Genomic DNA, 18,833 nt, shown 5'->3' on the forward strand with positions numbered 1-18,833 from the left:
GGGAGACGGGTCCGCCCCCCGTCTCCCCGGTTTTTCGCTGTGCACGGCCCTGTGTACGGGCCGCTACGCCACGTTCACCCTCTGGCCGGGCGGTGCCGCCTCCAGCCAGGCCAGGAAGCCGGTGAGGGCGTCCTCGCTCATCGCCAGCTCCAGGCGCGTCCCCCGGTGGAGACAGCCGAGCACGACGGAGTCGGACAGCAGCGCGAGCTCCTCCTCGCCCTCCGGCATCCGGCGGGCGATCACCTCGATCGCAGAACGCTCCAGGCCCCGGCGGGGGCGAGGAGCGTAGGAGAAGACCCGGAACCAGTCGACGCGGTCACCGCTGTAGCGGGCGACCCCGTACACCCAGCCTTTGCCGAGGGAATCCGGTTCCTCGGAGACGTCCCAGCGCAGGCTGCAGTCGAAGGTCCCTCCGGAGCGCTGGATCAGCCGCCGGCGCAGACCGAAGACGAACAGTCCCAGCAGGACCATGACGACGACGGACAAGCCCACCCACAACGCGAGGACCATCTCCACCGACCTCCTCGCATCGTCGAGTAACGAACACCGAAACCGTATTGCACCTGCATCGCCTCAGCCGCGACACGGCTGGATCGCTCCAGCTCGGGCCGCGGCTGAGTAAAAACATCTGTCCGTGGGGGTGCTAGAGCACCGCCACCGCGCGCAGACGGATCTCGGCGCGCCGCTCGGCGGCAGCGTCGGCATCCGACTTCGCGAGCTCCAGCGCCCGCTCGGCGCGCTGGACATCGATCTCGTCCGCCAGCTCGGCGATCTCGGCCAGCAGCGACAGCTTGTCGTCCGCGAACGAGATGAATCCACCGTGCACAGCGGCGACGACGGTGCCGCCCTCGCTCGTGCGGATCGTCACCGGGCCCGATTCCAGCACACCGAGAAGCGGCTGGTGACCGGGCATGACGCCGATGTCGCCGGACGTGGTACGCGCGACGACCAGGGTGGCCTCGCCGGACCAGACACTTCGGTCCGCGGCGACCAGCTCGACATGCAGCTCAGCAGCCAAGGGTGGCTCCTCGGGTCACCACCCGGCCGCCCGGCCGGGTGTTGGGTCAATTCTACGGGGCGTGGTGAGGGGGGTGGGACCACACCCACCCCCCTCGGTGAGCCGGAGGCTCAGGAGACGCCGAGCTCCTTGGCCTTGGCCTTGAGGTCGTCCAGGCCACCGCACATGAAGAACGCCTGCTCGGGGAAGTGGTCGTACTCCCCGTCGCAGATCGCGTTGAACGCGGCGATCGACTCGTCGAGCGGGACGTCCGAACCGTCCAGGCCGGTGAACTGCTTGGCGGCGTGGGTGTTCTGCGACAGGAAGCGCTCGACGCGACGGGCACGGTGGACGACGAGCTTGTCCTCCTCGCCCAGCTCGTCGATACCGAGGATCGCGATGATGTCCTGGAGGTCCTTGTACTTCTGCAGGATCCCCTTGACGCGGCTGGCCGCGTTGTAGTGGTCCTGGGAGATGTAGCGCGGGTCCAGGATGCGGGACGTCGAGTCCAGCGGGTCCACGGCCGGGTAGATGCCCTTCTCGGAGATCGGACGGGAGAGAACCGTCGTCGCGTCGAGGTGGGCGAACGTGGTGGCCGGGGCCGGGTCGGTCAGGTCGTCCGCGGGGACGTAGATCGCCTGCATCGAGGTGATCGAGTGACCACGCGTCGAGGTGATGCGCTCCTGGAGCACACCCATCTCGTCGGCCAGGGTCGGCTGGTAACCCACCGCGGACGGCATACGGCCGAGCAGCGTGGAGACCTCGGAGCCGGCCTGCGTGAAGCGGAAGATGTTGTCGATGAAGAGCAGCACGTCCTGCTTCTGCACATCGCGGAAGTACTCCGCCATGGTCAGGGCGGACAGGGCCACGCGCAGACGCGTCCCCGGCGGCTCGTCCATCTGGCCGAAGACGAGCGCGGTCTTGTCCAGAACGCCCGAGTCGGTCATCTCGTCGATGAGGTCGTTGCCCTCACGGGTGCGCTCACCGACACCGGCGAACACCGACACACCGTCGTGCAGCTTCGCCACACGCATGATCATTTCCTGGATGAGGACCGTCTTGCCGACGCCCGCACCACCGAAGAGACCGATCTTTCCACCCTTGACGTACGGGGTGAGGAGGTCGACGACCTTCAGGCCGGTCTCAAACATCTCGGTCTTGGACTCGAGCTGGTCGAAGGCCGGGGCCTTGCGGTGGATCGGCCAGCGCTCGGTGATCTGCGACTCGGCCTCGGGCTCGTTCAGGATCTGACCGAGGGTGTTGAAGACCTTGCCCTTGGTCACGTCACCGACGGGGACGGTGATGCCCGTGCCCGTGTCGGTCACCGGGGCCTGGCGGACCAGGCCGTCGGTGGGCTGCATCGAGATCGCGCGGACCACGCCGTCGCCCAGGTGCTGGGCGACTTCCAGGGTCAGCGTCTTGCGGGCGCCTTCCTCGGCCGGGTCGGCGACCTCGACGTGGAGGGCGTTGTAGATGTCCGGCATCGCGTCGACGGGGAACTCCACGTCGACGACCGGGCCGATGACCCGGGCGACGCGGCCCGTGGCAGCGGCCGTCTCAACTGTCGTCGTCATTACTTGTCACTCCCCGCGGTCGCGTCGGCCAGGGCACTGGCACCGCCGACGATCTCGCTGATTTCCTGGGTGATTTCGGCCTGGCGGGCCGCGTTGGCAAGCCGGGACAGGCTCTTGATGAGGTCCCCGGCGTTGTCGGTGGCCGACTTCATCGCGCGGCGGCGGGCGGCGTGCTCGGAAGCGGCCGCCTGCAGCAGGGCGTTGTAGATACGGCTCTCGACGTAGCGCGGCAGAAGGGCGTCCAGGACGTCCTCGGCCGACGGCTCGAACTCGAAGAGCGGCAGGATCTCACCCTTGCGGGTGCTCTCCCCGGCCACCTCGTCGAGCGAAAGCGGCAGCATCCGGGCGTCGACCGCGTTCTGCGTCATCATCGACACGAATTCCGTGAAGACGATGTGCAGCTCGTCGACGCCGCCCTCGGCCGTCTCGTTCTGGATGGCCTCGATCAACGGGGCGGCGATGCGCTTGGCATCGCTGTACGCCGGGTTGTCGGTGAAGCCGGTCCAGGAGTCGGCGACCTTGCGCTCGCGGAAGCCGTAGTACGCGACACCCTTGCGGCCGACGATGTACGTGTCGACCTCCTTGCCCTCGGAGGCAAGGCGCTCCCGCAGTCGCTCCGCGGCCTTGATGGCGTTGGAGGAGTAGCCGCCGGCCAGACCGCGGTCGCTCGTGATGAGCAGGACCGCGGCCCGGGTCGGGGTCTCGACCTCGGTGGTGAGCGGGTGGTTGGCGTCGGAGCCGGTCGCCACCGCCGTCACCGCGCGGGTGAGCTCGGTCGCGTACGGCTGCGATGCCGCCACCTTGCGCTGCGCCTTGACGATGCGCGAGGCGGCGATCATCTCCATCGCCTTGGTGATCTTCTTGGTCGCGGTGACGGCTTGGATGCGGCGCTTGTAAACGCGAAGCTGAGCGCCCATCGATCAGCCCTCGCCCAGGAGCTTGCCGTCCGAGGTCTCGAACTGCTGCTTGAAGGCGGCGATCGCGTCGGCGATCGACTGCAGCGTGTCGTCGGACATCTTGCCGCCCTCGGCGATGCTGGTCAGGAGGTCCTTGCGCTCACGGCGCAGGAACTCCAGCAGCTCGCTCTCGAAGCGACGGATGTCCTCGACCGGGACGTCGTCCATCTTGCCCGTGGTGCCGGCCCAGACCGAGACGACCTGCTCCTCCATCGGGAACGGGGCGTACTGCGGCTGCTTCAGCAGCTCGACCATGCGCTTACCGCGCTCCAGCGAGGCCTTCGAGGCCGCGTCCAGGTCGGAACCGAAGGCGGCGAACGCCTCCAGCTCGCGGTACTGGGCGAGGTCCACGCGGAGCCGGCCGGAGACCTGCTTCATGGCCTTGTGCTGGGCGGAGCCACCGACACGGGAGACCGAGATACCGACGTTGAGCGCCGGACGCTGACCCGCGTTGAACAGGTCGGACTCCAGGAAGCACTGGCCGTCGGTGATGGAGATGACGTTGGTCGGGATGAACGCCGACACGTCGTTCGCCTTGGTCTCGACGATCGGGAGGCCCGTCATCGAACCGGCGCCCATGTCGTCGGAGAGCTTGGCGCAGCGCTCCAGCAGACGGGAGTGCAGGTAGAAGACGTCACCCGGGTAGGCCTCGCGGCCCGGCGGGCGGCGCAGCAGCAGGGACACGGCGCGGTAGGCGTCGGCCTGCTTCGAGAGGTCGTCGAAGATGATCAGGACGTGCTTGCCCTGGTACATCCAGTGCTGGCCGATGGCCGAACCGGTGTACGGCGCCAGGTACTTGAAGCCGGCCGGGTCGGACGCCGGGGCGGCGACGATGGTCGTGTACTCCAGCGCACCGGCCTCTTCGAGCGCACCACGCACGGAGGCGATGGTGGAACCCTTCTGACCGATGGCGACGTAGATGCAGCGGACCTGCTTGTTCACGTCGCCCGAGCGCCAGTTGTCGCGCTGGTTGATGATCGTGTCGACGGCCAGCGCGGTCTTACCCGTCTGACGGTCGCCGATGATCAGCTGACGCTGGCCGCGGCCGATCGGCACCATGGCGTCGACGGCCTTGTAGCCGGTCTGCATCGGCTCGTGCACCGACTTGCGGACCATGACGCCAGGGGCCTGCAGCTCGAGGGCGCGACGGCTGTCGGTCTCGATCTCGCCGAGACCGTCGATCGGGTTGCCGAGCGGGTCGACGACGCGGCCGAGGTAGCCCTCGCCGACGCCGACGGAGAGCACCTCACCGGTGCGCTGCACCGGCTGGCCCTCCTCGATTCCGCTGAACTCGCCGAGGACGATCGCACCGATCTCGCGCTCCTCGAGGTTGAGGGCGAGACCGAGGGTGCCGTCCTCGAACTTCAGCAGCTCGTTCGCCATGGCGGAGGGCAGACCCTCCACCTTCGCGATGCCGTCGCCGGCAACGCTGACCGTACCGACCTCCTCGCGCGAGGCCGCGTCCGGCTGGTACGACTGGACAAAGTTATCCAGTGCGTCCCGGATCTCCTCCGGCCGGATCGTGAGCTCCGCCATCTGGGTTCCCTGCTCTCCTTGTTGGGCCCGAAGTTTCTTAAGGGGGTCTGGGGGCCGACCCCCAGGAATCTTCTGCAATTTCTGCACGGCCCAACCGGGCCGCTGGTCTTGCTTTGGTCTTGCTCTGTCTCAGCCGGCCATGCGACGGGTCGCATCGTCGAGACGCTCCGCGACGGTGCCGTTGATGATCTCGTCACCGACACGCACCGAGACCCCGCCGAGGACCGAGGGGTCCACGTCCAGGTTCAGGTGCATCTCGCGGCCGTAGACCTTCGCCAGAGCGGCGCCGAGGCGCTGCTTCTGCCGGTCGCTGAGCGGCACCGCCGAGGTGACGACGGCGACCATGCGGTCCCGGCGCTCCGCGGCGAGCTTGGACAGCGAGTCCAGCCCTGCTTCCAGGCTACGTCCACGGGGCTGGGTCACGAGGCGGACGATGATCCGCTCGGTGACCGGCTGCGCCTTGCCGCCGAGCAGGCTGCGCAGCAGCTCGCCCTTGGCGGACGCCGTGGCCGTACGGCTGGTCAGCGCGGAACGCAGCTCCGGGTCGGAGCCGACGATCCGGCCGAACCGGAACAGCTCGTCCTCGACGTCGTCGAGGCCGCCGCCGCGCTGGGCCGCGGTGAGGTCGGCGGTGTTCGCCAGCTCCTCGACCGAGTCCACCAGGTCACGGGACTGCGACCAGCGGGACCGGACGAGTCCGGAGACCAGGTCGACGGTCTCGCCGCCGACCTGTCCGCTGAGCAGGCGCGTGGCCAGCTCGGCCTTGCTCTCGCCGCTCTGGGCCGGGTCGGTGAGAACCCGGCGCAGGGATACTTCGCGGTCGAGCAGCGAGGTGACCGAGGCCAGCTCCTCGGCGAGCTTCGCCGCGTCGACCGACGTGTTGTCGGTCAGCGCGTCGAGACGCTCGCGTGCGGCAGCCAGTGCTTCGCGGCTCGCGCCGTTCATCGGGCCGCCTCGGCCTTCGCCTCGAGCTCGTCGAGGAACCGGTCGACGGTGCCGCTCTGCCGGGCGTGGTCCTGGAGGGACTCGCCGACGAGCTTGCCGGCCAGGTCGGTGGCGAGCTTGCCCACGTCCTGACGCAGCGCCGAGGCGGCGGCCTTGCGGTCGGCCTCGATCTGGGTGTGGCCGGCGGCGATGATCTCCTCGCGCTGGCGCTGACCCTCCGCCTTCATCTCCTGGATGATGACGGCACCCTGCTCCTGCGCCTCCTGACGCAGACGCGCGGCCTCGTGACGGGCCTCGTCGAGCTGGGCCTTGTACTGCTCAAGAACGCTCTGCGCCTCGGTCTGAGCCGCTTCGGCCTTCTCGATGCCACCTTCGATCGCCTCGCGACGCTCGTCCAGGGCCTTGTTGATGGCCGGGAGGAGCTTCTTGTAGAAGACGAAGAAGACAATGCTGAAGCAGATCAGACCGATGACGATCTCGGGCCAGACCGGCAGCAGCGGTGACTGCGGCTCCTCGGCTGCCAAGTGCAACATGGTGGACCTTTCGTCGAAAACGTATCGTCAGGTCGCCAGGACTACTTCGGGTAGATGAAGGGGGCGACGAAGCCGATCAGGGCCAGGGCCTCGATGACCGCGAAGCCGAGCAGCATGTTCTGACGGATCAGACCGGCAGCCTCGGGCTGGCGGGCGATGGCCTGCACACCGTTACCGAAGATGATGCCGATACCGACGCCGGGGCCGATCGCCGCGAGGCCGTAACCGATGGTGCCGACGTTGCCCACAACGGCTGCGAGAGTCTCAGACATGGATCTGTGATTCCTTCTCTTGATTGGCCGGTGGAGATTGCGTCCACCGGACGTCTAGGGGGTGTCCGGGTGGTGGCCCGGGTGTCCTCAGTGCGCTTCTTCGAGCGCCTGGGACAAGTACGTGGCGGTCAGCACGGTGAACACGTAGGCCTGGAGCGCCTGGATGAACATCTCGAAGACGGTCAGGGCCAGAGTCACGGCGAACGACGCGGTGGCGTAGACGGTGCCGAGGACGGTGCCGAGCATGTACCAGGTCGCGATCGTGAAGACCAGGATCAGGATGTGGCCGGCGAACATGTTCGCGAAGAGTCGGACCGCCAGCGTGAAGGGGCGCACGAAGATGTTCGAGACGAACTCGATCGGCGTCAGGATCACGTAGATCGGCTTGGGCAGGCCGCTGGGTACGCACAGGTTGCGGATACCGCCGACGAAGCCGTTGTTCCGGAAGGTCACCGTCATGTAGACGGCCCAGACGAGCAGGGCCAGTCCGACCGGGTACGCGATGAGCGAGCTCACCGGGAACTGTGCGATCGGGATGATCGCCCAGAGGTTCAGCATCCAGACGAAGAAGAACAGGGACACCAGCAGCGGGACGAAGGGCTCGCCCTTCTTGCCGATGATCTCCTTGGCGATGCCCCGGTGCACGAAGTCGTAGAGCGCCTCGGCGATCATCTGGAGCTTGCCCGGGATGACCTTGGGCTTGGAGAAGCCGGCCCAGAACAGAGCCAGGATGGCGAACGTCCCGATGATCGCGAGCAGCATCGGCTTGTTGAACTCGACCGGCCCGATGGTGAAGATCGGGTCGAAGATGAACGACCACGCGCTCGGGGCTGGGAATCCGCACGAGCCCTGGAACAGGTGGCAGTCAACCTCGAAGGCGAGCGTCTGGGCGTCAGCAGTCACCAGGAGCTCCTTCTGCATGGCGCATGGATACGGCTACCTCGTTGTATCGGAGCGGCTGGCAGCCGCAGGTCGGCACCGGACTGGTTCTTACGGTGAGGAGGCGGCGGCCGGGCCCGAAGCCTCGCGATGTATCAGGCGACAGCCGTGTTGTCCGCGCCCGCAGTACCGCAACCGAGACCGGACGATAGCAGCATGTCGAACAGGGCTTTATCCCGGCCCTACTGGTCATGCTTCCCCTCGGTTCCGCCCGGGGTCTTCCCGCTCTCCCCGTCGGGATCGACGTACAGGGTCTTGCTCCTGGCGTGCAGCACGGTCTGCGTGACGATCCACGTGATCACCGAGACGACCAGCGTGAGGGCGAAGACCTGGAGGTCGAAGAGAGTGGTGTTCCTGATGGCCATGATGAGGCCGAGCAGGAGCACGAGCTGGACCGAGTAGACCAGCAGCCCCATGCCCTGGAAGAGGTGCGGCATCGACTTGGCGACCCACTGCAGCGCCAGCTGTCCGAGGGCCATGAAGAGGATGACCACCACGCAGCCCACGACGGCGCCGATCGCCCCCTTGCCGCCGACGACGAGCCCGCCGACGAGCGTGGCGATGGCTCCCACCGCGGCGGTGGGGGTGGCGATGCGCAGTACTTCGCGCATGTCGGACTGCATGGCGGCAGCTCCACTGGTCTGAGAGGAGGAATGGGGCGTCGTCATGGACGAGCGTAGGCCCGGTCCGCGAGGCGGATTACCAGGCCAATGGACCGTCTCACTAGGGTCCTTCGGCTCCGTCACCGGGTCTCGTGAACGGTATCACAAACTATTTGATGAGGTCTTTACCTGGAAAGTGTGCCAACTGTCACACATGAGAGTTAACCCGCGCGTGTGTGCACGACAAGGCGGCGCATTGTCTGGTAATGCACCGCGGCTTCCGAATCGTCAACGGGAGGAATCGACGGAACGCCGGTCGGAGAAACGCGAACGAGGGCCGATCGCGGTAGCGCCGTTGACGCCGGCCACCCCGACCGCCACAGGGGCCCGGTCGGCGTCCTGATCGCCCATCTGAGCGTCCCCCGCGCCCTGTTGGGCCCCGGAGGCCACGGGCACCGACTTCTCCCCGGAGGCGGGCGCAAGCGAGGAAGCCGGCTCCGGGGTGCTGTGGCGGTAGCGCGGCGGCACGAAGCGGTTGGCCCAGTGCGGGGCGCGCGGGGTGAAGCGCGGCATCAGCAGCAGGATCAGGCCGATCGCGCTGGCACCGACGATCATGAAGATGATCCACGTCGAGGCCGAGTGCACCGAGTACCCGACGGTGCCGAAGGCGATGAGGGCCGACCAGAAGTACATGATCAGCACGGCACGGCTGTGCGAGTGCCCGACCTCCAGCAGCCGGTGGTGCAGGTGCCCCCGGTCGGCGGCGAACGGCGACTGGCCGTTCCAGGTGCGCCGGACGATGGCCAGGATCAGGTCGGCGGCCGGGATCGCGATGATCGTCAGCGGCAGCACCAGCGGGATGAAGACCGGGAACATCGCGTGGGTCGCCCCGCGCTCACTGCCCTCGAAGAAGATCTTCAGGTTGTCCGGGTCGACCTGGCCGGTGATCGAGATCGCTCCCGCCGCCAGCACCAGGCCGATCAGCATCGAGCCCGAGTCGCCCATGAAGATCCGCGCCGGGTGCATGTTGTGCGGCAGGAAACCGAGGCACATGCCCATGAGGATCGCCGCGAACAGCGTCGCGGGGGCCGCCGCCTCGATGCCGTACCCCATCCAGAGGCGGTAGGCGTACAGGAAGAACGCCGCCGACGCGATGCACACCATGCCCGCCGCGAGCCCGTCCAGGCCGTCGACGAAGTTGACCGCGTTGATCGTGATGACGACCAGCGCCACCGTGAGCAGAGTGCCCTGCCACTGGGTGAGGGCGACCGTGCCGACGCCGGGGATCGGCAGCCACAGGATCGTGAGCCCCTGGATGACCATGACGGCGGCGGCGATCATCTGGCCGCCGAGCTTGATCAGGGCGTCGATCTCGAACTTGTCGTCGAGCACGCCGATCAGCCAGATCAGGGCGGCGCCGGAGAGCAACGCCCGTGGCTCGTTGGAGAGTTCGAAGACGCCCTTCAGATTGAACAGATGGTCGGCGACGATCAGCCCCGCACACAGCCCGCCGAACATCGCGATCCCACCGAGCCGGGGTGTCGGCTCCCGGTGGACGTCGCGCGCGCGGATCGCGGGCATCGCCCCGATCGCGATGGCGAACTTACGCACCGGTCCGGTCAGCAGATAGGTCACCGCTGCCGTGACACAGAGCGTCAGCAGGTAATCACGCACGGGCTGCCCCACAGGTTTCGCCGGCCATCTCAGCCCCACACCCTAGTCTCTGTTACAAGGACTCCACGGTACGGGTGACGGTTCCATGCGCCTCGCCTACCCCGGATAGGGAGGATTCCGCTCCGCCAGTGCCCGGACCTCCGCCGCGATCGGGCTCACATCGCCCGGCTCCCGTACAGCCGCTCCGAACAGGGCCGCGATCCGGGCCATGTCCCCGTCGTCCATGCCCTGCGTGGTGACGGCGGCGGTGCCGAGGCGGATGCCCCGGGCGTCCCCGTACGGCAGGGCGCACGTGTCGAGGACCATACCGGCCGCCGACAGGCGCTCTCGGGCGGTGCGGCCGTCGACGCCGAGCGGGGCCGGGTCCGCGACGACGATATGGGTGTCCGTGCCGCCCGTCGTCACCTCGAAGCCCTCCGCCTCCAGGCCCGCGGCGAGCACCCGGGCGTGGGCGACGACCTGGTGGGCGTAGAGCGTGAACGCGGGGGTGGCCGCCTCCCCGAACGCGACCGCCTTCGCCGCCACCGTGTGCATCTGCGCCCCGCCCTGCGTGAACGGGAACACCGCCCGGTCGATCCGCTCGGCCAGTTCGGCGCCGCACAGGATCATGCCGCCGCGCGGGCCGCGCAGCACCTTGTGCGTGGTGGCGCAGACCACGTCGGCGTACGGGACCGGATTCGGCGCCGCTCCCCCGGCGATCAGCCCCATCGGATGGGCGGCGTCCACGATCAGGTACGCCCCGACCTCGTCGGCGATCTCCCGGAACGTCTCGTAGTCGGGGTGGCGGGGGTAGGAGATGGAGCCGCAGACGATGGCCTTGGGACGGCGGGCGCGGGCCAGGGCGCGGAGCCGGGTGTGGTCGATGAGCCCGGTGTCCGGGTCGACCCCGTAGCCGACGAAGTCGAACCAGCGGCCGGAGAAGTTGCCCGGCGCCCCGTGGGTGAGGTGTCCCCCGACCGGGAGTCCCATCGCGAGGACCGTGTCGCCGGGGCGCAGCAGCGCGGCGTAGGCGGCGAGGACGGCGGAGGAGCCGGAGTGCGGCTGGACGTTGGCGTGTTCGGCGCCGAAGAGGGCGGTGGCCCGGCGTACGGCGATGCGTTCGGCGGCGTCCGCGTGCTCGCAGCCGCCGTGGTGGCGGGCGCCCGGGTACCCCTCGGCGTACTTGTTGGCGAGCGGGGAGCCGAGGGCGGCCAGGACCGCGGGCGAGGTGAAGTTCTCGGCGGCGATCAGCTGGAGGGTGCCCGCCTGCCGGTCCCGCTCGGCGAGGAGGATCCCGGCGATCTCCGGGTCCTGGCTCAGCAGCGTGCCGAAGTCCTGGGGCAGGGCGTCGGGGCGGTCGGGCGCGGGCGGCACGGCCGCGGACGGGGGTGCGGCGGGAGAGGTGACCGGCATGGGACGGCTCCGGGCCTGGTGGTGGGTGCGCCGGCGAGGGGTGCCGGTGTCAGCTCCAACGTACGCCGGGGCGGGGCGGCGTGCCCGCTGTCGGAGGGTGCCGTACGCCGGTCGGCGCACCGGCGTACGGCGCGGGATGCGCGGGCCGTCCGGCGGGGCCGCGTACGTACGGCTGTAGGCGCGGCGGCGTACGCCGGTGCGTGCCTGCGACCGTCAGTGCGGGGCGCGTACGCCGGTGAGCGCGGTGACGACCGGGTCGAGGGCCTGGTTGATCTCGTCGCCGATGGAGCGGAAGAAGGTGATGGGGGCGCCGTAGGGGTCGTAGACCTCGTCCGCCTCGGCGGTCGGGGCCAGCAGCCAGCCGCGCAGCGCGGCGGCGGCCCGTACCAGGGCGCGGGCGCGCTCGACGACGCCCTCGTCGCGCGGGTCGGGCAGGGTGGCCGGGTCTATCGCCCGGACCAGCCGGGTGAACTCCTTGAGCGTGAAGGTGCGCAGGCCGGCGGAGTGGCCCATGGAGATGACCTGGGCGCGGTGGTCGCGGGTGGCCGTGAGGACCAGGTCGGCGCGGATGACGTGCTCGTCGAGCAGTTCGCGGCCGACGAAGCCGCTGGCGTCCGCGCCGAAGTCGGCGAGGACGACCTCGGCGTTGGCCTCCATGGGCGCGCCCTCATGGCCCCAGGTGCCGGCGCTCTCCACGATGAGGCCGCCGCTGAGCGGGTCGCCGAGGCGGTCCACCAGGGCATGGCGGGTCAGCCGCTCGGTGATGGGCGAGCGGCAGACGTTGCCGGTGCTGACGTGGAGGATGCGGAAGGTATCTGTCCGCCCCGCTATGCCACGCCCCTCGGGGGCGGTCAATTGGCCACCTCGAGGTCGGGGACCACCTTGCGCAGCTCCTCCGCGGAGAGGGCGCCGGCGCGCAGCAGGACCGGGGTGGCGCCGGTGACGTCGACGATGGAGGACGGCACGATGCCGGGCGTCGGGCCGCCGTCGAGGTAGACGGAGACGGAGTCGCCGAGCATGCCCTGGGCGGCGTCGCAGTCCTCGGGCGAGGGGTGTCCGGTGAGGTTGGCGCTGGAGACGGCCATCGGGCCGACCTCGGTGAGCAGCTCGATGGCGACCGGGTGCAGCGGCATCCGGATGGCGACGGTGCCCCGGGTGTCGCCGAGGTCCCACTGGAGGGAGGGCTGGTGCCGGGCGACGAGGGTGAGGGCGCCGGGCCAGAAGGCGTCGACGAGCTCCCAGGCCTCCTCGGAGAAGTCGGTGACCAGGCCGTGCAGGGTGTTCGGCGAGCCGATGAGGACGGGGGTGGGCATGTTGCGGCCCCGGCCCTTGGCGTCCAGCAGGTCCGCGACGGCCTCCGAGGTGAAGGCGTCCGCACCGATCCCGTAGACGGTGTCGGTGGGCAGCACGACCAGTTCGCCCCGGCGGACGGCCGATGCGGCCTCGCGCAGTCCGGTGGTCCGGTCGGTGGCGTCGTTGCAGTCGTATCGCCGAGCCATCAGCCGGCCTCCTCGGACAGGTGCGGGTACGGGTGGTGGTGCCGGGGGCCGGTCACGGCATGGCCTTGCGGGCGGTGGCGAACCGGGGGCGCTTGTTGAGGTCGGGGTGGTCGGCGGCGTCGGCCCAGCCCCGCTCCTCGGTGAAGATCCAGGGGACCTGGCCGCCCTGGGTGTCGGCGTGCTCGATGACGACGAGGCCGCCGGGGCGCAGCAGCCGGTGGGCGGTGCGTTCGATGCCGCGGATGGTGTCGAGGCCGTCCTCGCCGGAGAAGAGGGCCATCTCCGGGTCGTGGTCGCGGGCCTCGGGGGCGACGTACTCCCATTCGGTGAGCGGGATGTACGGCGGGTTGGAGATCACCAGGTCGACCTGGCCGTCGAGCTCGGGAAGGGCGCTCAGGGCGTCTCCCTTGTGCACGGTGACCCTGGACCCCTCGGCGTTCTTCCGCGTCCACCTGAGGGCGTCCTCGGAGAGCTCCACGGCGTGGACGCGGGAGCGGGGGACCTCCTGGGCCATGGCGAGCGCGATGGCGCCCGATCCGGTGCACAGGTCGACGACGACGGGTTCGACGACGTCCATCGCGCGCACGGCGTCTATGGCCCAGCCGACGACCGACTCGGTCTCCGGGCGGGGCACGAATACGCCGGGTCCGACCTGGAGCTCCAGGTAGCGGAAGAAGGCGCGGCCGGTGATGTGCTGGAGGGGTTCGCGGGCCTCGCGGCGGGCGACGGTCTCCCAGTAGCGGGCGTCGAAGTCGCTGTCGGGGACCGTGTGGAGCGCGCCCCGCTTCACCCCGTGGACGAAGGCCGCGAGTTCCTCGGCGTCGAATCGCGGTGAGGGGACACCGGCGTCGGCCAGCCGCTGGGTGGCCTGGGCCACCTCGGCGAGCAGCAGGTTCATCGCGGTTCTCCGTACGGGGTGTGCGGGGCGGGCGGGTCGCTTACGCGTTGGCGAGCTTGGCGGCGGAGTCGGCGTCGACGCACGCCTGGATGACCGCGTCCAGTTCGCCGTCGAGCACCTGGTCCAAGTTGTACGCCTTGAAGCCGACGCGGTGGTCCGAGATACGGTTTTCCGGGAAGTTGTAGGTCCGGATCTTCTCGGAGCGGTCGACGGTACGCACCTGGCTGCGGCGGACGTCGGAGGCTTCCTGCTCGGCGGCCTCCTGGGCGGCGGCGAGCAGCCGGGACCGCAGGATGCGCATGGCCTGCTCCTTGTTCTGGAGCTGGCTCTTCTCGTTCTGGCAGGAGGCGACGACACCGGTCGGCAGGTGCGTGATGCGGACGGCGGAGTCGGTCGTGTTGACGGACTGGCCGCCGGGCCCCGAGGAGCGGTAGACGTCGATACGGAGATCGTTGGCGTGGATCTCGACGTCGACCTCCTCGGCCTCGGGGGTGACGAGCACGCCCGCGGCGGAGGTGTGGATGCGGCCCTGGGACTCGGTGGAGGGCACGCGCTGCACGCGGTGCACACCGCCCTCGTACTTCATCCGGGCCCAGACGCCCTGGCCGGGCTCGGTGGCGCCGTTGCCGCCCTTGGTCTTGACGGCGACCTGGACGTCCTTGTAGCCGCCGAGTTCGGACTCGGTGGAGTCGATGATCTCGGTCTTCCAGCCGACGCGCTCGGCGTAACGCAGATACATGCGCAGGAGATCACCGGCGAACAGGGCGGACTCGTCGCCGCCGGCGCCCGCCTTGATCTCCAGGAGCACGTCCTTGTCGTCGCTGGGGTCGCGCGGGACGAGGAGGAGGCGGAGCTTCTCCGTGATCTCCTCGCGCTGCTTCTCCAGCTCCTTGACCTCGGCGGCGAAGTCGGGGTCGTCCGCGGCGAACTCGCGGGCGGTCTCGATGTCGTCGCCGGTCTGCTTCCAGGACCGGTACGTGGAGACGATCGGGGTCAGCTCCGCGTAGCGCTTGTTCAGCTTGCGCGCGTTCGCCTGGTCGGCGTGGACCGACGGGTCGGCGAGCTTCTTCTCGAGATCGGTGTGTTCACCGATCAGTTCCTCGACCGCCTCGAACATGCGGGGGCTCCTGGTTGCTCTGAAATCTGCGGGCCTGCTGGAGGGCGTACGGCCCGGTGGGGTGCCGCCCGGGGGCTCCCCCGGGCACCCGACCGGAAAAAACGCCGGTTCCGACGCCCCCGGGAAGAGGGCGCCAGGAACCGGCGCAGTGGCTCGCTACTTGCTGGCGGAGCCGGCAGCCTTGCCGAAGCGGGCCTCGAAGCGGGCCACGCGGCCGCCGGTGTCGAGGATCTTCTGCTTGCCCGTGTAGAACGGGTGGCACTCGGAGCAGACGTCGGCACGGATGGTGCCGTTGTCGATGGTGCTCCGGGTGGTGAACGACGCACCGCAGGTGCAGCTGACCTGCGTCTCGACGTACTCGGGGTGAATGTCGCGCTTCAAGGTGTCTCCTAGTTTCGGGAGGGCGCCGGGTCGTCCGCGCGGATTTGCGGGGCCGTGAACCGGGGCCGACGTACCAGTCTGCCAGGACCGGCCGTATCTCCCAAAACCGGGGGCGGGGCGCGGGTATTCCCGCCGCCCGGCCGGGCACCCGGGGTGACCGGTGGGCTACTCGACGACCTGGTCGGCGTCACCCTTGTCGCCGGCCGACTTCTCGGTGGCGGAGGCGGGGATCGGCCGGTCGTGCTTGAGCGCGGCCCAGACCTGCCGTCCTGCCTTCTCCTGCGGCAGGACGCGGTTCGGGTCGGCCGGGTCGTACTCCACGGGGAGGGTCACCATGTGGACGTTGTCGGCGCCGAGGCCCTTGAGACCGTTCGCGAAGCCGGAGAGCTTCTTGACCGAGCCGAGTCCGGAGTCGGTGGTGATCGCCTTGGTGGCGGCGTCCGCGAGGCCGAAGAGCTTCTTGGGGCTGGAGAACACCCCGACGCTCTTCGTCTGCTCCATGAGCGCCTTGATGAACGCCTGCTGGAGCTGGATGCGTCCCAGGTCGCTGCCGTCGCCGACGCTCTTGCGGGTACGGACGAGGCCGAGGGACTCCTCCCCGTTCAGGGTGTGGGTGCCGGGCTCCAGGTCGAGGTGGCTCTTGGAGTCGTTGATCGCGGTCCTCGTGGTGATCTCGACGCCGCCGAGTTCGTCGATGAGCTTCTTGAAGCCGGTGAAGTCGACTTCCAGGTAGTGGTCCATGCGGATGCCGGACATCGACTCGACGGTCTTGACCGCGCAGGCGGGCCCGCCGACCTCGTAGGCGGTGTTGAACATGGCCCGGTGCTCGGCGGGGACCGGGTCTCCGGTGGTGTCGCTCTCGCAGGCGGGGCGCTCGATCAGGGTGTCGCGCGGTATCGAGACGACGCTCGCGGACTTGTGGCCCCTGTCGACGTGGACGACCATCGCCGTGTCGGAGCGGGCCGCGCCCTCGTCCTGGCCGTACTTCCCGTTGTCGCCGGAGCGCGAGTCGGAGCCCAGCACCAGGATGTCCTGCGAGCCGTCGTCCACGTCGTCGGGACGGTCGGTGCCGAGCTTGGCGTCGATGTCGATGCTGGAGAGGTTGCCGTCGAGCGCCATGTAGGCGTAGCCGAGCCCGGCCCCGCCGACGACCACGACTCCCGCCACCGTCCAGGCCGCGACGACCTTGGCGCGGTGCCGGCGGGTCGGCTTCCTCCGTCGGCTGCCGGTGCCGCGTATGCGGCCCGTGCCCCTGCTCTGCTCGCTCACGCGTCTCCCTCGTCACTCCCGTTGCCCGCGTGCCCCCTGCCGTGGTGTTCCACGCGCGGTCGGCCTCCCCTGTCGGTTCCCAGGACGGCCGAAGCACCAAGAAGGGTTGCACAGACGCCTGTGGCCCCCGTCGGAGGACGGGGGCCACAGGATTTACGGGCGTACGAGCCGTGAGGCGGCGTTCACCTGGGGTTTCGTGCCCCGTACAGCGATCGTGCGGACTGCCTGTGAGCCGTACGGGATGTGGTCAAGGTCTCGGCTCAGCCGAACAGGTCGTAGTTGTTCGCGCCGCTGCCCAGCAGCTTGCGGGCGCCGAAGATGCCGCTGTCGGACTTGCCGGTGCCCGGGTAGAGGTACAGCTCCCCGGTCTTCACCCGGACGATGATGTCCGCGTGGCCGTCGCCGGTGAAGTCACCGGTGGTGACCAGGGCCGTGGCCACGTCCCAGGTCCGGACGAGGATCTTGGACGCGAACGGGGCGCTCGCCTTGCCGGTGCCCTTGAAGAGGTACATCTTGCCGCCGCTGCCACGGGCGATGATGTCGGCCTTGCCGTCGCCGGTGAAGTCGCCGCTGCCGCGGACCATGTTGTAGTTCAGGCCACCGCCGCCGATCCTGACCCGGGCGGCGAAGGTGCCGTTGCCCTTGCCCGGGTACAGCCAGAAGGAGCCCGAGGAGTCGGTCGAGAGGATGTCCGGGTGACCGTCGCTGGTCAGGTCGCCGGGGGCGAGGATCTGCGTGCGGGTGCCCCAGCCGGTGGCCAGGCGCTTGGTCTGCCACTCGTCGGCCGCGATGCTGTACCACTGCCAGTACAGGTTGCCGTCCTTGCCGCGCACCAGCAGGTCCTGGTTGTCGTCCCGGTTCAGGTCCGTCTGGAGCAGGACGTTGATGTCGCCCCAGCCGCTGCTGTACGTGGCCTTCGTCATGCCGGTGCCGGTCGACTTGAACTGGTACATCGTCTTGTTGGACTTGTTGCGGGCCATCAGGTCCGCCCGGTGGTCCCAGGTCATGTTGGTGTCGTAGGCGCGCGCGTTGATGGCGCCCGTGTAGGAGGTCACCTTCGCGAAGACGCTGTACGCGCCCTCTCCGACGCAGTCCTCGATGCCCCAGGAGACGATGCCGGCCAGCTTGCCGCCGATGACCAGCGGGCCGCCGGAGTCACCGTTGCACGCCCCGACGGTCTCCGCGTCGCTCGCACCGGTCTTGCCCGCGCAGACCATGTGGCCCGCGACGAAGTAGCTGCCGTACGAGGTGCGGCACGCCGAGTCCGAGACGATCGGCAGGGTCGCCGAGCGCAGCGTGGTGGAGATGTCGTCGCTGGTGGAACTGGTGCGGCCCCAGCCGTAGACCTTGGCCTGGGTGCCCGCGGCGTACAGGCCGGTGTCCGTGTTGGCCGCCACCGGAAGGGACTTGGCCGTGACCGGCTCGAAGAGCGTGAGGACGGCGACGTCGTTGTCGGCCGCGCCCTGCACGTCCTTGTAGACCGGGCTGTTCCACTGGCGGTAGGGCCAGGAGACGGTGCCGCTGCTGTTGGGCTCGGTGGAGGTGCTGCCGGTGACGACCGCGCCGTTGGCGTTCCAGTCGTAGCCCTTGACGCAGTGCGCGGCCGTGGCGATCTTCGTGGGCGCGATGACGACGCCGCCGCAGAAGAAGCCGGTGTCGTCGCTCTCGTCGGCCGGGGTGCCCTGGTCGTCGTAGTACCAGAGCTGCGCCATCCACGGGGCGCTGGAGATCGAGGTCTGCGTTCCGCCGATGACCATCGGGGCGGCGGTGCCCGGGCCGTCCCCGGCGAACTTGGCCGGCGGGAGCACCTCGCGGTCCGATTCGGCCGCCTCCGACACCCGATCGCGCAGCTCCGACTCGGCCGGGGCGGCGGGCCGTTCGGGCGCTGCCGTCGGCAGCGACGGCGTCGGCTCCTCGGCCTGCGACGAGGACATCGTCAGCGCGGTGCCGACGAGGGCGAGGACGGTGACGGCCGCCGCCGGAACGGCGAGTCTGAGCCGGCGCGCGTGCCGGCCCCCCGTGGTGCGTATGTGCACGCGGTGATCCTTCGGATAGGAACCGGCGGCACGAAAGAGCCCCGCCGGTCGGGAAACGGCGGGGGTGCGTGAACTGTCCGCTGCGCAGGGCGGATCGTCACAGGGCTCACGCCTCTGCCGTTCCGCCTCGATGGCCCCCCACCTCAACTGCCCCAGACATTACGTCAGTAACAACGGCAAGGGAATGTGCAGAGAAGGAAAAGAAGAGGAAAA

At 69.4% G+C, this 18,833-nt stretch carries 19 protein-coding genes; all 19 read right to left on the minus strand.

The genetic code is table 11. The features are described 5' to 3' along the window. Positions 1–63 precede the first annotated feature (63 nt). The 19 genes from IE140_RS00770 to IE140_RS00860 all read right to left on the minus strand — a co-directional run bounded on the left by IE140_RS00770 (position 64) and on the right by IE140_RS00860 (position 18,620). Entirely contained in the window at positions 64–510 is a 447-nt protein-coding gene (locus tag IE140_RS00770) for a DUF2550 domain-containing protein (RefSeq protein WP_006127595.1), read from the minus strand. Positions 511–643: 133 nt separating this feature from the next. Next, positions 644–1,018: a F0F1 ATP synthase subunit epsilon gene (locus IE140_RS00775; RefSeq protein WP_030715243.1), complete on the minus strand. Its 375-nt coding sequence runs from the start codon at positions 1,016–1,018 to the stop codon at positions 644–646. Between the two features lie 110 nt (positions 1,019–1,128). Further along, positions 1,129–2,571, minus strand: coding sequence for a F0F1 ATP synthase subunit beta (gene atpD, locus IE140_RS00780; protein WP_032763067.1), 1,443 nt, complete (start codon positions 2,569–2,571; stop codon positions 1,129–1,131). Beyond that, a complete protein-coding gene (locus IE140_RS00785) occupies positions 2,571–3,488 on the minus strand; it encodes a F0F1 ATP synthase subunit gamma (protein WP_093442024.1) in 918 nt (305 codons plus the stop codon). Before IE140_RS00785 ends, atpD begins: the two co-directional genes overlap by 1 nt. 3 nt (positions 3,489–3,491) lie before the next feature. Next, positions 3,492–5,063: a F0F1 ATP synthase subunit alpha gene (gene atpA, locus IE140_RS00790; RefSeq protein WP_030811009.1), complete on the minus strand. Its 1,572-nt coding sequence runs from the start codon at positions 5,061–5,063 to the stop codon at positions 3,492–3,494. 129 nt (positions 5,064–5,192) lie between these two features. Next, positions 5,193–6,008 (minus strand): F0F1 ATP synthase subunit delta, encoded by an 816-nt coding sequence (locus IE140_RS00795; RefSeq protein WP_150195680.1) that lies wholly within the window; start codon positions 6,006–6,008, stop codon positions 5,193–5,195. After that, complete coding sequence (locus tag IE140_RS00800) at positions 6,005–6,541, minus strand: F0F1 ATP synthase subunit B (RefSeq protein WP_088572967.1); 537 nt, start codon at positions 6,539–6,541, stop codon at positions 6,005–6,007. The genes IE140_RS00795 and IE140_RS00800 overlap by 4 nt, the downstream gene beginning before the upstream one ends. Before the next feature lie 41 nt (positions 6,542–6,582). Then, a complete protein-coding gene (gene atpE / locus IE140_RS00805) occupies positions 6,583–6,813 on the minus strand; it encodes an ATP synthase F0 subunit C (RefSeq protein ID WP_006127588.1) in 231 nt (76 codons plus the stop codon). Positions 6,814–6,900: 87 nt separating this feature from the next. Then, a complete protein-coding gene (atpB, locus tag IE140_RS00810; RefSeq protein WP_006127587.1) occupies positions 6,901–7,734 on the minus strand; it encodes a F0F1 ATP synthase subunit A in 834 nt (277 codons plus the stop codon). A gap of 200 nt (positions 7,735–7,934) precedes the next feature. Continuing rightward, positions 7,935–8,375 (minus strand): Cg1360 family ATP-synthase-associated protein, encoded by a 441-nt coding sequence (locus IE140_RS00815; protein WP_010072149.1) that lies wholly within the window; start codon positions 8,373–8,375, stop codon positions 7,935–7,937. Positions 8,376–8,642: 267 nt separating this feature from the next. Next, positions 8,643–10,040 (minus strand): MraY family glycosyltransferase, encoded by a 1,398-nt coding sequence (locus IE140_RS00820; RefSeq protein WP_176741780.1) that lies wholly within the window; start codon positions 10,038–10,040, stop codon positions 8,643–8,645. 84 nt (positions 10,041–10,124) lie between these two features. Then, positions 10,125–11,420, minus strand: a complete 1,296-nt coding sequence (gene glyA / locus IE140_RS00825; RefSeq protein ID WP_150195678.1) for a serine hydroxymethyltransferase — start codon at positions 11,418–11,420, stop codon at positions 10,125–10,127. A gap of 213 nt (positions 11,421–11,633) precedes the next feature. Further along, positions 11,634–12,275, minus strand: coding sequence for an arsenate reductase/protein-tyrosine-phosphatase family protein (locus IE140_RS00830; RefSeq protein ID WP_006127583.1), 642 nt, complete (start codon positions 12,273–12,275; stop codon positions 11,634–11,636). After that, positions 12,272–12,919, minus strand: coding sequence for an L-threonylcarbamoyladenylate synthase (locus tag IE140_RS00835; RefSeq protein WP_032763084.1), 648 nt, complete (start codon positions 12,917–12,919; stop codon positions 12,272–12,274). The genes IE140_RS00830 and IE140_RS00835 overlap by 4 nt, the downstream gene beginning before the upstream one ends. Before the next feature lie 52 nt (positions 12,920–12,971). Further along, positions 12,972–13,817 carry a peptide chain release factor N(5)-glutamine methyltransferase gene (gene prmC / locus IE140_RS00840; RefSeq protein WP_032763085.1) on the minus strand — a complete coding sequence of 282 codons (846 nt, stop codon included), beginning with the start codon at positions 13,815–13,817 and terminating at the stop codon, positions 12,972–12,974. Positions 13,818–13,857: 40 nt separating this feature from the next. Further along, positions 13,858–14,934: a peptide chain release factor 1 gene (gene prfA / locus IE140_RS00845; RefSeq protein WP_088572968.1), complete on the minus strand. Its 1,077-nt coding sequence runs from the start codon at positions 14,932–14,934 to the stop codon at positions 13,858–13,860. A 156-nt stretch (positions 14,935–15,090) separates the two neighbouring features. Beyond that, a complete protein-coding gene (gene rpmE / locus IE140_RS00850; protein ID WP_003966263.1) occupies positions 15,091–15,315 on the minus strand; it encodes a 50S ribosomal protein L31 in 225 nt (74 codons plus the stop codon). 165 nt (positions 15,316–15,480) lie between these two features. Beyond that, positions 15,481–16,584, minus strand: a complete 1,104-nt coding sequence (locus IE140_RS00855; protein ID WP_150195676.1) for an LCP family protein — start codon at positions 16,582–16,584, stop codon at positions 15,481–15,483. 260 nt (positions 16,585–16,844) lie between these two features. Next, positions 16,845–18,620, minus strand: a complete 1,776-nt coding sequence (locus IE140_RS00860) for a trypsin-like serine protease (RefSeq protein WP_093442034.1) — start codon at positions 18,618–18,620, stop codon at positions 16,845–16,847. Positions 18,621–18,833: the final 213 nt, after the last annotated feature.

Origin of the sequence: Streptomyces parvus (genome assembly GCF_014648875.1) — a bacterium.
GTDB lineage: Bacteria > Actinomycetota > Actinomycetes > Streptomycetales > Streptomycetaceae > Streptomyces > Streptomyces parvus.

What these genes read in the sequence shown, in the direction of transcription:
- IE140_RS00770 (WP_006127595.1), bottom strand. Translation starts at nt 510, where the DNA reads ATGGTCCTCGCGTTGTGGGTGGGCTTGTCCGTCGTCGTCATGGTCCTG.
- atpD (WP_032763067.1), bottom strand. Translation starts at nt 2,571, where the DNA reads ATGACGACGACAGTTGAGACGGCCGCTGCCACGGGCCGCGTCGCCCGG.
- IE140_RS00785 (WP_093442024.1), bottom strand. Translation starts at nt 3,488, where the DNA reads ATGGGCGCTCAGCTTCGCGTTTACAAGCGCCGCATCCAAGCCGTCACC.
- atpA (WP_030811009.1), bottom strand. Translation starts at nt 5,063, where the DNA reads ATGGCGGAGCTCACGATCCGGCCGGAGGAGATCCGGGACGCACTGGAT.
- IE140_RS00795 (WP_150195680.1), bottom strand. Translation starts at nt 6,008, where the DNA reads ATGAACGGCGCGAGCCGCGAAGCACTGGCTGCCGCACGCGAGCGTCTC.
- IE140_RS00800 (WP_088572967.1), bottom strand. Translation starts at nt 6,541, where the DNA reads ATGTTGCACTTGGCAGCCGAGGAGCCGCAGTCACCGCTGCTGCCGGTC.
- atpE (WP_006127588.1), bottom strand. Translation starts at nt 6,813, where the DNA reads ATGTCTGAGACTCTCGCAGCCGTTGTGGGCAACGTCGGCACCATCGGT.
- atpB (WP_006127587.1), bottom strand. Translation starts at nt 7,734, where the DNA reads ATGCAGAAGGAGCTCCTGGTGACTGCTGACGCCCAGACGCTCGCCTTC.
- IE140_RS00815 (WP_010072149.1), bottom strand. Translation starts at nt 8,375, where the DNA reads ATGCAGTCCGACATGCGCGAAGTACTGCGCATCGCCACCCCCACCGCC.
- glyA (WP_150195678.1), bottom strand. Translation starts at nt 11,420, where the DNA reads ATGCCGGTCACCTCTCCCGCCGCACCCCCGTCCGCGGCCGTGCCGCCC.
- IE140_RS00835 (WP_032763084.1), bottom strand. Translation starts at nt 12,919, where the DNA reads ATGGCTCGGCGATACGACTGCAACGACGCCACCGACCGGACCACCGGA.
- prmC (WP_032763085.1), bottom strand. Translation starts at nt 13,817, where the DNA reads ATGAACCTGCTGCTCGCCGAGGTGGCCCAGGCCACCCAGCGGCTGGCC.
- prfA (WP_088572968.1), bottom strand. Translation starts at nt 14,934, where the DNA reads ATGTTCGAGGCGGTCGAGGAACTGATCGGTGAACACACCGATCTCGAG.